11 protein-coding genes are annotated in these 12124 nt (G+C 69.7%); 7 read left to right on the top strand and 4 right to left on the bottom strand.

Features of this window, described 5'->3' with window-relative positions; translation table 11 throughout:
- Window positions 1-320: 320 nt before the first annotated feature.
- Both AQJ54_RS12815 and AQJ54_RS12810 read right to left on the bottom strand, forming a co-directional pair.
- Window positions 321-1364, bottom strand: a complete 1044-nt coding sequence (locus AQJ54_RS12815; RefSeq protein ID WP_062029797.1) for an alpha/beta fold hydrolase — start codon at window positions 1362-1364, stop codon at window positions 321-323.
- Window positions 1365-1534: 170 nt separating this feature from the next.
- On the bottom strand, window positions 1535-1957 hold the full coding sequence (locus tag AQJ54_RS12810) for a hypothetical protein (protein ID WP_062237192.1): 423 nt from the start codon (window positions 1955-1957) through the stop codon (window positions 1535-1537).
- 113 nt (window positions 1958-2070) lie between these two features.
- On the opposite strand from AQJ54_RS12810, the gene AQJ54_RS12805 reads away from it, so the two are divergent.
- Both AQJ54_RS12805 and AQJ54_RS45615 read left to right on the top strand, forming a co-directional pair.
- On the top strand, window positions 2071-3120 hold the full coding sequence (locus AQJ54_RS12805) for a response regulator transcription factor (RefSeq protein WP_062237189.1): 1050 nt from the start codon (window positions 2071-2073) through the stop codon (window positions 3118-3120).
- A 663-nt stretch (window positions 3121-3783) separates the two neighbouring features.
- Window positions 3784-4257: an AbfB domain-containing protein gene (locus AQJ54_RS45615; RefSeq protein ID WP_062237188.1), complete on the top strand. Its 474-nt coding sequence runs from the start codon at window positions 3784-3786 to the stop codon at window positions 4255-4257.
- Between the two features lie 146 nt (window positions 4258-4403).
- Here the strand turns inward: AQJ54_RS45615 and AQJ54_RS12795 are convergent, their stop codons facing one another.
- Window positions 4404-5345 carry a LysR family transcriptional regulator gene (locus tag AQJ54_RS12795; protein WP_243659636.1) on the bottom strand — a complete coding sequence of 314 codons (942 nt, stop codon included), beginning with the start codon at window positions 5343-5345 and terminating at the stop codon, window positions 4404-4406.
- Window positions 5346-5851: 506 nt separating this feature from the next.
- On the opposite strand from AQJ54_RS12795, the gene AQJ54_RS12790 reads away from it, so the two are divergent.
- Entirely contained in the window at window positions 5852-6571 is a 720-nt protein-coding gene (locus AQJ54_RS12790; protein ID WP_248845348.1) for an ArsR/SmtB family transcription factor, read from the top strand.
- 880 nt (window positions 6572-7451) lie between these two features.
- Here the strand turns inward: AQJ54_RS12790 and AQJ54_RS12785 are convergent.
- Window positions 7452-7838 (bottom strand): hypothetical protein, encoded by a 387-nt coding sequence (locus AQJ54_RS12785; protein WP_062237182.1) that lies wholly within the window; start codon window positions 7836-7838, stop codon window positions 7452-7454.
- Window positions 7839-8444: 606 nt separating this feature from the next.
- Between AQJ54_RS12785 and AQJ54_RS12780 the strand changes: the two genes are divergently transcribed.
- From AQJ54_RS12780 to AQJ54_RS12765, 4 genes are read left to right on the top strand one after another with little or no spacing between them, the layout of a single operon-like run.
- Window positions 8445-9614 carry a CaiB/BaiF CoA transferase family protein gene (locus tag AQJ54_RS12780; RefSeq protein WP_062237180.1) on the top strand — a complete coding sequence of 390 codons (1170 nt, stop codon included), beginning with the start codon at window positions 8445-8447 and terminating at the stop codon, window positions 9612-9614.
- Window positions 9615-9633: 19 nt separating this feature from the next.
- Window positions 9634-10407, top strand: a complete 774-nt coding sequence (locus AQJ54_RS12775; RefSeq protein WP_062237175.1) for a crotonase/enoyl-CoA hydratase family protein — start codon at window positions 9634-9636, stop codon at window positions 10405-10407.
- Window positions 10408-10414: 7 nt separating this feature from the next.
- Window positions 10415-11164 (top strand): acetoacetate decarboxylase, encoded by a 750-nt coding sequence (locus tag AQJ54_RS12770; protein WP_062237173.1) that lies wholly within the window; start codon window positions 10415-10417, stop codon window positions 11162-11164.
- Complete coding sequence (locus tag AQJ54_RS12765) at window positions 11161-12123, top strand: 3-hydroxyacyl-CoA dehydrogenase NAD-binding domain-containing protein (RefSeq protein WP_062237171.1); 963 nt, start codon at window positions 11161-11163, stop codon at window positions 12121-12123. The genes AQJ54_RS12770 and AQJ54_RS12765 overlap by 4 nt, the downstream gene beginning before the upstream one ends.
- Window position 12124: the final 1 nt, after the last annotated feature.

The following is a 12124-nucleotide window of genomic DNA, read 5'->3' as shown; positions in this document are numbered from 1 at the left end:
ACCTGAGGAGGCGTGTCGGCGGCAGCGGAGCAGGTCCCTCCGGTTCGGCTGACGGCGAGCGTTGGCCGGACGGGAAGTCCAGAGGGCGAGTGCCGCCTGTGAGGGCCGGATGAAGCGTCGCGGAGAGGCGAGGGAGCTCCTCCCCGGTCGACGCGCAAGGGGGAGCGGATCCCGTCCCGCCGGGGATTGTTTATTCGAGGCGGCGCCACGGGGCCCGCCAAGTCGGCATCCGCGAGGATCTCCATGTGCCGGCCGTCGCCCGGGAGCTGAACCAGTCCCAGCTTCCGGGTCCCTGAGTGATGTCGGCACAGCAGCCCGGTCTATGGAGCCGGGCTGATGTCGCCGTTGGTGTTCATGTCGAAGATGCCGTTGGACTTGCCGTCGACCTTCAGGTGCTTGAGCCAGTGCTTCGAGAGGTTGTGCACGTTGTTGTGCTGGATCTCCCACACCACGGAATGGCCTGCGCAGTCCAGTTTGACCATCAGCTTGTGGCCGCCGGCGATGGCGTTGTAGAGCGCGGGGACCGAGAAGTTGAGTTCCGGATCTTCGCTCGACGTGTTCGCCTGCCTGTCGTACTCCCCGTACGCGATGAGGACCGGCACGCTGTCGCCGAGGACGACGTCCTGCGCCGCGGTGGTCTTGTTCCAGCCCCACCGGACGAAGTTCCTGATGCGATTGCGCCCTTCACCGACAGGCCCCCACGTGCTGCCCACGGGATCGCTTTTCATGATCGCGTCCCACACCTTGTCCTGCATCTCATCTTCGCGCTGCCCCTCGCAGTGCACCTCGTTGCCCCACCCGTTCCAGGTTCCGGCTTTCGTGCTCACGAACATCGGGAAGCCGGGCTGCGGCAACGGGTCGGGGGCGTTCGACGTGCCCTCGGGCGGGAAGATCGGCGCCAGCAGGAACAGGCTCGACACCTTGCTCGGGTTCCTGACCGCGTACGGCCCCATGGTGAACGCGGCCGCGGACCAGCCGATGAAGGCGACCTTCTTCACCCCCTGCTCGCGAATGATCCAGTCCACCACGGCGTTCAGGTCGTCCCGGTCGCTGATCGAGTTGGTCAGCTGGAACGGATAGTTCGGCGGGCCGGGCGTGAAACCCGGAGGCCTCGGCTTCAGAAGGTTCTGCTGGGCGGGGTTGACGTTACGAGGGTCGTCCATCTTCGGCCGCGGTGACAGCCCCGAGCCCTGGAGATCCATCATGAAGACGTCGTAACCGGCCCTGGCCAGCGCATCGGCCCAGCTGTACGACTTGAAATCGAGATCGAAGCCCGCGAGCACCGGAACGCTGCGGCCGTGAAGCATCAGGACGGCCGTGCGCTCGTCCAGGTGGCCGAGTGACGTGCCGTCGCGCTCGCGCACGAAGAGTTCGACGACCTGTCCCATGTTCGCGGGGACGGTGGACTCGTGGGGTATTCGGTGGTCTTGCACGGTGACGGGCATGAGATTCCTCCCAGATCAGTCGATCTTCGTGGACAGGGATGTGTCGGCGCACCGGCCGAAGGGCCGCGGAGCCGCCCGGACAGGTGCGGTCACCCGGCGGAGCAGAGACCGTCCGTCGGGCAGAACATGGCCCACACGGCGTTGTAGCCGGACCGCACGGTCAGTGAGGCCGGGTCCGGGCCGCCGTTGACGGCGGAACCCGGGTCGGGCGTCGCGGTGAAGGTGACGGTCGTGCCGACCGGGAAGCTCGCCGAGCAGGGGCCGGTGGAGTTCGGCGGCGGTTCCTCGGAGCTGTACGGGTCCCAGGCGGTCGTATGGCAACTGATCCCGGCGGGTCGGCTGGTGACCGTGCCGCCGCCCCAGCCGTCGATCCACGCGTACACGGTGCTCGACTGGGTCGCCCGGGGAACCTGCGCGGGCTGCGCCCCGACCGGGGCGGCCGTCGCGAGCGCGGCCGCGGCGCAGAGCGTGGCGGCGGCCAGGACGGTCTGGGTTCTCGACGTCGTTCTCATCGGTGGCTCCTCGGTCGCTGCCTTCCGACGTGTGCTCATGCCTCCCATGCTTGACCTGGCAGGGAGCGCGGCCCATCCCTGAAATGTGGGGAATCGCGACGTACGCTCGAATCATGGCCCTGCCTCTCGTCCCGTACGCGAGGTCGTACGAGCGGATCGTCCGTCTCTGTGAGGCGGGCGGCGACTCCCGGACCCTGCGCGAACGGCTCCTCGGCGAACTGCGGACCACCATCGGCTTCGACGCCTACGGCTTCCCCCTGACCGACCCCGAGACCACGGTGGGCTCCTGCTCCGTCGCCGACGTGCCGTGGTCGCCGGAACTGCCGAGGACGACCCGTCTCGCATACCTGACCTCGGCCAACCGCTGGACGACACTCGACCGCGTGGCCCTGCTCAGCCGGCTCCCCGACCCCGCCGTCAGCCGCCTGTGGCGCGAGGCGCTGTGCGACTACGGCATCCGGGACATCGCCTCGCTGGTCTTCAAGGACCGCTTCGGCTGCTGGGGTCACCTCGACCTGTACCGGCGCGACCGCCCCTTCACCGCCGCCGAGGCCGCCTGCCTGGCCCGCCTGACCGCTCCGGTGACGGCGGCCCTGCGTCGCGCCCAGGCGGAGACCTTCGTCGTACGACCGCCGCACGCGCGGCTGCAGAGTCCGCTGGCCCTGCTGCTCGACCACGATCTGCGGGTACTCGCCCAGACACCGGCCACCTCCGCCTGCCTGAGCCGACTGGTGCCACCCGGACACGGCCGCGCGGCGATGCACGCGTGCGTGTACGACGTCGCCGCCCAGTTACTCGCCGTCGAGGCGGGCGTCGACACCCACCCCCCGCGCTCCCGGCTCCACCTCGCGGACGGCCTGTGGCTGACGCTGAGCGCCGCCCGCATCGCCGACGTGATGCCCACGGATCGCCGACACAGCATCGCCGTCACGCTGGAGGAGACCTGCCCGGCGGAACGGCTCGCCCTCTTCGCCAGGTGCTTCGCCCTGAGCCCCCGCGAGGTGGACGTACTCCACCACCTGGCCAAGGGCGGCGACAGCCACACGGTGGCCCACCGCCTGTGCCTCTCCGAACACACCGTCCAGGACCACCTGAAGTCGATCTTCACCAAGACCTCGACGAACAACCGCGTGATGCTGCTGGCACGGGCACTGGGTGCGTGAGGGAAGCGAGGAGCTGCGGCGCGGTGAGTGTGCCCGTGCTTCTCGAGGGTGTCCTCCAGGAGGGGGTGGACGTCCGCGGGGGATCTGCCCGTTGAGCCCCCGGTCCACGAACAGTTCGGCCACCTGACACAGCGACAGGCCGGTCTGCCGGGAGAACTCCACCAGCACGGCCCGTCCCTGACCCGGGCTCACTCGGCCGAGGGCGATCGTCGTGCCGACCGGCTGGTTCTCGACCGCGCGCGAGCAGAGGCCCTCGCTGCGTTGCGAGCGTTTCTCCTCCGGAACTCGTCGGGGCCGAGGGAAGGCGACCGCCTGGATGGGCAAGGGCCGTGTCTCCCGGGCCGGCGCGACATGGATCCCAAAGCGTGGGTGCGGCCCCTGCGCGCGCTGGTGTGTCTCGTGGTGGGCGCTGTCCGCAGACGGCCAACTGCTCCCGGCCGTGGTCGGCCTTCCGAAGCCCTCGGAGTCGGCGACACGGCCTGCGTACTGGGCTGTTCGTGGATTTTCCCTGTCGCCCAAAAGGATTCCCCTTCAATTGGATTGGCAACGTTTGGGAAGGCGGAGCAGTGGCGGGGGCTCCCTGAAAGGCGCATGATGAACACAGCGCCCTCAGTCGTGTTCGGAGAGCCGAGTGAGAAAGTGCGTCGTCGAGCGGAGGACATCATGGCCGCGAGCAGATTCTCGCTGTTTTCGAACAATTTCCCGGAGTTCTTCGTCATCGACCATGGCGGTCTCGTTGACATCGCCAAGATCGAGACCGACGCCGACCGTGCTGACGCCACCTTCACCTGGGACGGGCCGAACCTGGATTTCGGGGTGAAAGGGCGGTTGTTGCGTGCCGCTCCTCCCCTGGGATTCTGTCTGCGAATCGCGACGTTCGACGATTTTCGTATCCACAGCAAGTTCTTCGAAGGGATCGAGGATCCTGCCGTGGCCGCCGAAGTGCGCGAGGATTCGACATTCGTACTCGAAAGGGCGGAAATCGATCCGAACCAAGCTTCGTTCCGCTCGGTGAAATTCCCCGATCGCTTCATCCGGCACCGGGATTTCCAACTCTTCGCGGAACCGGTGAGTGCGCCCGATGAGCTTCAGTCGGCATGCTTCAGGATCGACTCGCCGCTCGACCAGGGCCAGTAACGGGTTGACAAGCCCGCGTGTCGGCAGCGACAGGACGACCGCGCCTGCGCTGCCCGCGCCGCAGACCTGGCGCGTAGTTGCTCCTCGTGCGCGTGACGAACACGTCGCTGTCCCGGCAGGGGCCGGTGCGGTGGGCCGGGGGTGGTTCAGAGGGGCGGCCGTTGCTTCCAGCGGGCCGCGGACATCGCGGCGGTTGCGGCCTCGCGTACGGCTCGAACGGCCGGGCGGTCTCGGTGTCCGGTCGGCCAGCCGAGGGCCGACACCGTCGGGGACAGGTCCATCACGTCGACGTAGCGCACACCCGGGCGCGGGAAGAGCTCACGGGCCGCCGCGGGCAGAAAGCAGATCCCCTGTCCCGAGGCGACCGTGTGCAGCAGCCCCTCCATGTCGGAGACGACGGGGCCGTAGCGTACCCGTCTGCCGTCCGGGCGCGGGTCCACCGCCCAGAAGTCCCACCACACACGGGGCACTTCAGGAGGGACGTCCACGAAGACCCGCTCGCCGAGGTCGGCGAGCGACAGCGTGGGCCGTCGGGTCAGAGGGTCGTCGGCGGCCAGACAGGCTATGCGCGGCTCGGTTGCCAGTTCCAGGAGTTCGACGCCGGCGGGCACAGGGGGCCGCAGGAAGGCGACGTCGATGTCGCCGGAGAGCAACCGGACCAGGTGTTCGGCGAAGCTGAGGGTTCGGATCTCCACCGTGAGTGCCGGATGCACTGTGCGCAGGTGCTCGAGGATCGCGTGGGTGTAGGGCATGGCGGCCTCGGCTCCGACCGTCCCCACGACCACGTGCGCGGAGAGTGTGCGGGCCCACTGGCCGGCGCTGACCCGCAGTCGATCCATCGCTTCCACCGTCGCCCGCGCCTCGTCGACCAGGGCACGGCCCGCGTCGGTGAGCGTGACACTACGGCTGTCGCGTGAGAACAGCGGGACACCCAGCCGCCTCTCCAGGTCCTGGATCTGGCGGCTCAGCGTCGGCTGGGATATGTGCAATCGCGCTGCGGCCCTGCCGAAGTGCAACTCCTCGCCCAGCGCCAGAAAGAGCCGCAGTTGATGCAGGCTCGGCTCCGCCGTTCCCCCCGGATCAGGCACCGCCCACGTCCTCAACCTGCGGTCATAGCGAATCCTGCATCGATCGGGCCCATACTCTCATCGCCTGCTCCCCGTTGGGCGGATCTTCTTCGTGCCACCCTGGAAAACCGCCGCACCGTCCGGAATGACCACCGGCACGGTCGGCCGTAGCGGTGGGAATCGGGGGATGAACAATGCTGCGTATTCACTTCACAGCCGCAGACCTGGCACGCGTTCACCTGGCGCGTGAGCCGGACCCGGTGTGGGAGACCTTGCTGAGCCTGCACCAGTTGAGCGCGTCGCGGCGAGGCCTGCCCGTCTACGGTCACTGGCGGCGCGCCGCTCGGGCCGGACTTTCCGCGAAGGGACTGGCGGGAACGGCCAGGATGCTTTCCGTCCTCGCCCCGGCCACGGCGGGCTATTGGCCGGATTTCCTGACACCCGACGCCTCGGCAGACGGTCTCGAGTCCGCGATGGAGGAACTGCGGGCCACCCCCCGGTCACGGCTGCGCCAAGAACTGAATCGCTTGGCCGGGACCCACAGGCTGCCGCGCTGGGCGCACGATCTCGGCGCGGGGGACCGGACGGCGATGGCGGAGGTCGCGACGGCGTTCCGGCTCGTGCACCGCACGATCGTGGCGCCGGACTGGACCGGGACAGCCAGGACCACCGAGGCCGACCGGGCCCTGCGTACGCGCACGCTGTGCGATCACGGAGTCCACGGACTGCTGGACTCCTTCCGCCCGTTGATGGTCTGGCGTCCTCCCGTGCTGCACGTGCGCTACCCGGAGGACCGGGACCTGCACCTCGGCGGACGCGGAGTGCGGCTGATCCCCTCGCACTTCTGCTGGAACACACCCATCGCGCTGGCCGATCCCACCCTGCCGCAGGTCCTCGCCTACCCCGTCGCTCATCCCGCGACCTGGGCGCCGCAGGCAACGCGTGACAAGCGAGCCGAGGCCCTGGCCACCGTGATCGGACGAACCCGCTCCCGGGTCCTGACATGCCTGGAATCCACCGCGACCACGGGGGAGATCGCCCGGCGCCTGGGCATCTCGGCCCCGTCGGCGAGCGAACACGTCGCCGCCCTGCGCGAGATCGACCTCGCGCACAGCCGGCGCGTCGGCGCCCATGTCGTCCACACCCTCACCCCGTTGGGCGCCGCGCTGCTCAGTGGTGATCTGCCGGAACAGCCGTCGGTCGTTGCGTCCGGCCTCTCACCGGTTCCCGCGGCCGTTCGGCGGTGACATCTGCTTGCGGATTTCCGGGACTTGGGTGCCGGATTGCGAACCGGCGGTGAACTGACCCGCTGCCGGGTGGAGAGGAGGGTCTTCGGGTTCGGCGCCGACTTCGGGCGGGGGACACGGAAGGCGGAGTGGGTGTCGGATGCCGGGAAACGGCTGCGGCCGGCTTCGGATGATGCCGCCATCCCCCGTGCCGTCGCTGAGGGGACCGGTCAACACGGCCGTATCCCAACTGCCCCAGCAGAGCCGAGGATCGCCCTGCCCACGCGCAAGTCGGAAAACCTCCTCGCCTTCACTGCCGTCGCCGCCACCCTCGCATGCCGGCTGCCCACTGGTGTCCGACCGGCACCCGCACCCCCTGCGGCCGCCTCCCTCAGCGCCATGCGGTCGCCGGAAGTGGAGCGCTCAGAGGCGGGTCCTTGAATGTCCCGAGACTGGGAGCAGCGGGCCGACACGGCGGATTGCGCCTCATCCGGCACCGTCATCTTCCGGGGTACGTCGACGACAACGCAGTCGCCCAGGGGTTTGTGGCCGTTCGTGTTGCTCGACGGCAAGGCCTTCCGCTGTCCACGCAAGCAAGCGGAAGGCCTTGGGCAGTGCGGAATCACGCGCGCTCCGTGGGGGTGCCCGGGCCGCGGCTGGACGGGCGGGACCGGCGCGTCGGGCCCTGCATCACCAGCGGGGCTCGCCGGCCATCACCGCCTCTATCCGGGGGATCAGGTGGAGCAGGGCCGCCGCGGAAATACGTGACTGTCGACACCCGCCTGGTCGCTCAGCCCGGAATTCGCCCTTCATGGTCCGCGCAGTCGGCTGCGGGGGCCGGTCGGCCTGAAGCCTCGGAGTGACCAGGTCTGTGGGGACGACCGGAGCCCCCTTGGCGGCGTCAGCAGCGCTCGACACCGTCGATCCAGTTGGTGGCGTTGTTGGTGTAGTAGCTGGCCATATAGCCCCGGTGGCCGCTCGCGGTGAGCACCCAGACCCAGTAGGGGTTGTTGCCGACGCTCTGGGCCCCCTCCTGCTGGCAGTACACCCACACCTGGGCCGGGCTGCTCACTGTGGTCTGCACGTCCGGGCAGTTGCTGGTCGACGGATAGAGGTAGCACTGTTCCCCGCCGCCGGCACGGACGTTGACGCCGGAGGCCCAGACGCCGTAGTAGCCGGGGCCGTGTCCCGTGGCGTGGGCAGAGCCCGCGGTGCCGAAGACAAGGCCGGCGGCGGCGATGACGGCAGACGCCATGGTCGCGGCGGTGGCTCTCACTGAGCGGATCATGAGTGTTCCCCCTTGGGACAGTCGGACGGTCTGAGCGGCCCCGGGACTGACGCGTCCTCGGCATCCGCGTTCCCGGCAAGAGTGGCTGCTGTCAGGAAGGTGGACCAATGTCTTTCGGCGAGAGCCGAAAACGGCAGGCTGAGGCATCCCCGCTGCTGCATTGCTGTCGCTGGGCCAAGGTTCTCCTGGCTGAGTGGTTCAAGTGTTCGAAGCGCGTGCGGTGTGGTGGTACCGGAGGCGCGGTCGGCCTCCGCCGCGAGACCCGACGTCCCGCGGACCGCGCCAGTGTCGACGACTCCATTTACAGGAAACCCGGCGTGTCTGGGGCGGGCTCGCCGAGGAAGGTGTCATCAGTTCACCGTCTTCTCCTGGCGGACGGCCGTGAAATCGGCATTTCCGAATTCGGCAAGAATTCCTCAGAGGTGGGGCCGTACGCCTCGGTAAGAGAAATTCGAGCAAGGGAAGCGGTCTGAGCAGGCGGTATGACCGCAGCGGTCATACCGCCTTTCGCTATTCGGTCATTCCATCTGCTTCCTTCCCCGCACTCCTCGCGATAACTTAGTTTCCAGATACACGGAAATCGCGAAGCAAGGAGTGAGGAAAGCCATGACGGACCTCGCAGACACCGTCACCGGCCCCCTGGAGGGCATCCGGGTGATCGACCTGTCGACCGTGGTGATGGGCCCCTACGCCGCCCAGATCCTCGGTGACCTCGGCGCGGACGTGGTCAAGATCGAGTCTCCGGCCGACACCGTCCGCGTGGGCCACTACCGCACCACGCCCGGGATGACCCCGCTGAACCTCAACGTCAACCGCAACAAGCGCAGCGTCTCCCTCAACCTCAAGGACGACACCCAGCGCGAGCACGCGCTGAAGCTGATCGACACCGCCGACGTGCTGATCACCAACATGCGGCCCGGCGCGCTGCACCGCCTGGGCTTGTCCTACGACGACATCGCCGCCCGCAACCCCGGCCTCGTCTACGCGCACGCCCAGGGATTCCGCGGCGACTCCGACCGCGCAGGCAACGCCGCGTACGACGAGACCGTGCAGGCCGCCTCCGGCCTCGTCGACATCGCCGACCGGGCGCTCGGCGAGCCCGTCTACCTGCCGACCATCATCGGCGACAAGGTCTCCTCGCTGACCATCGCCTACAGCGTCCTGGCCGCCCTGCTCCACCGCGGCCGCACCGGCCGGGGCCAGCTCGTCGAGATCCCCATGACGGACACGCTGATCGCGTTCAACCTGGTCGAGCACCTCGCCGGCCACACCCATGTCCCCGAGACCGGACCCACCGGCTTCCCGCTGTCCATGCTCAAGGGCCACCGGGCGGTGCGCACCAAGGACGGCCTGGCCTGTGTCATGCCGTACAACCCGCCCAACTACCGGGACTTCATCACGGCGGCCGGACGCCCCGACCTCGCCGAGGACCCGAGGGTCAACGGGGATGCCATCGACAGCGCCGACCACGAGGACCTGGCCGCGCTCCTGGCGGCCTGCGCCCCCGCGCTGACCACCGAGGAGTGGGCGGAGGTGTGCGCCAAGCACAGCATCCCGATGGCCCCGGTGCTGGAACTGGACCGCGCGCACGAGGACCCGTACGTCCGTGACGGCCACCTCCTCGACACCGTCGAGCACCCGACCGAGGGCACGGTCCGCACCATCGGCATCCCGGTGCGGTTCTCCGCCACCCCCGGCTCGATCCGCCGCCTGGCACCGGTCGCGGGCCAGGACACCGAGGACGTCCTCGCCGAACTCGCCGCCGCTGTCCGCTGATCGACCCGGAAGGACCACCATGAGCACCCCCGCACCCCCCGTGCGCACCGAACGCATCGACTCCACCCTGCTGATCACCCTCGACCGCCCCGAGGCCCGCAACGCCGTGAACGCCGCGGTCGCAGGCGCCCTGACCGAAGCACTCGACGTACTGGAGGCCGACCCCACCCTGCGGGCCGGCGTCCTGACCGGCGAGGGCGGCACGTTCAGCGCGGGCATGGACCTCAAGGCCGCGCTGCGCGGCGAGTCGCCCGAGGTCGAGGGCCGCGGCTTCGGCGGGCTGACCGAGGCCGAACCCGCCAAGCCCCTTGTCGCCGCCGTGGAGGGCTTCGCCATGGGCGGCGGCTTCGAACTCGCCCTGGCCTGCGACCTGATCGTCGCCGCCGAGGACGCGCGGTTCGGCCTGCCCGAGGTCAAGCGCGGCCTGATCGCCGCGGGCGGCGGGGTGATCCGCCTGCCCAAGCGCGTCCCGCACCACCTGGCCATGGAACTGCTGCTGACCGGGGAACCCGTCGACGGCCGCCGCGCCGGCGAACTCGGCCTGGCCAACCGGGTCACCGCCAAGGGCCAGGCGCTTCCCGAGGCCCTGCGTCTGGCCGGACAACTGGCCGGGAACGCCCCGTTGGCGCTGGCCGCCATCAAGCGCGTCGTGCGTGCCGCCGACGGAGCCCCCGACGCCGAGGCCTTCGCCTTCCAGCGCGGCGAGATGAAGACCCTGATGGCCTCGGACGACGTACGCGAGGGCATGACCGCCTTCGCCGAGCGCCGGCCCGCCCGGTGGACGGGGCGGTGAGGCCGGCATGCGGACCCAGGACGTACGACAGCGCCTGACCACGCCCCTGAGCAGCCCGGCGTACCCGCCGATGGTCCCGCGGTTCACCGACCGCGAGTACCTCAACATCGTCTACCGCACCGATCCCGACGCCCTGCGGGCCGTCGCCCCCGAACCCCTGCGGATCGACGAGCCGTTGGTCCGGTTCGAGGTCATGAAGATGGGCGACGTCAGCGGCTACGGCCCCTACACGGAGGCCGGCCAGGCGATCCCGGTCCGGTTCGGGGGCGAGCGGGGCGAGTACCTGCACGCCATGTACCTCGACAACTTCCCGGCCACCGCCTCCGGCCGCGAGGTCGCCGCCTACCCGAAGGTCATCGGCTCACCGTCGCTGTACGTCGACTCCGGCGCTGTCGTCGGCACCCTCGACCACGGCAGCCTGCGGGTCGCCACCGCGACCATGGGCTACAAGCACCACGAACTGGACCGGGCCGAGGCCGAGGCGCAGATCACCGTGCCGACCTTCATGCTCAAGACGATCCCCGGCTACGACGGTCTGCCGCGCGTCCAGGAACTCGTCCGCACCCGCATCACCGACCTCACCGTCAAGGGCGCCTGGACCGGCCCCGCCCGGCTCCAGCTCTTCCAGCACGCGCTCGCCCCGCTGGCCGACCTTCCGGTCCTGGAGGTCGTCTCCGCGAGCCACATCCTCACCGACCTGACGCTCGCGGGCGTCGAGCCGGTCCACGACTACCTGAAGGGAGGCGCTTCCTCATGACCCGCCCCTTCCGTCGTCCCTTTCGTACGGCCGCCGTCATCGGCGCCGGCACCATCGGACTGTCCTGGACAGCGCTGTTCGCGGCCCACGGACTGACCGTGCGGGTCAGCGACCCGCGCCCCGACCTCGCCGAGGCCGTGGACGAGGCCCTGGCCCGGTACACCCCGCACCTGGCCGCCCGCGGCCTGGACGTCACCGGCCTCGCCGACCGCGTCCGCCTCGCTCCCGAGGTGACCGAAGCGGTCCGGGACGTGGACGTCGTTCAGGAGAACGGCCCCGAGCGCGTCGAGTTCAAGAAGGAGCTGTTCGCCACGCTGGCACGCGAGGCGCCCGCCGACGCGCTGCTGCTCAGCTCCTCGTCGGCGATCCCGTCGAGCGCGTTCACACAAGAACTCTCCGACGAGGACGCCGCCCGGGTCCTGATCGGCCACCCCTTCAACCCGCCGCACCTGATCCCGCTCGTGGAGGTCGTGCCCGGCGAGCGCAGTGGCGAGCAGGCCGTCCGGGCGGCGGTGGACTTCTACACCTCGGTCGGCCGCACCCCGGTCGTCGAGCGCAAGGAGATCCCCGGCTTCGTCGGCAACCGCCTCCAGAACGCGCTCAGCCGCGAGGCCGCGTACCTCGTCCAGGAGGGGGTCGTGACCCCCGAGGACCTCGACAAGGTCATGACCAACTCGCTGGGCCTGCGCTGGGCCACGGTCGGGCCGTTCCTCGGCGCGCACCTGGGCGGCGGCCCCGGCGGCTACCGGCACCTGGTCGAGCACATCGGCAGGTCCATGCAGCGGACGGGCGCGCAACTCGGCACCCCCGCGCAGCAGGAAGACGAACAGGAACGGCTCATCCGCGCCGTCGAGAAGGCCTACGGCTCCTCCACGTACTCGGAACTCGCCGAGACGCGCGACCGCAGGCAACTCGCTGTCCTCGCAGCCCTGGACAGCGCGGACAAGGAGGAGAACTGAG

Source organism: Streptomyces griseorubiginosus, assembly GCF_001514195.1.
GTDB lineage: Bacteria > Actinomycetota > Actinomycetes > Streptomycetales > Streptomycetaceae > Streptomyces > Streptomyces griseorubiginosus.
This window is presented reverse-complemented; position numbering and strand designations above follow the sequence as displayed.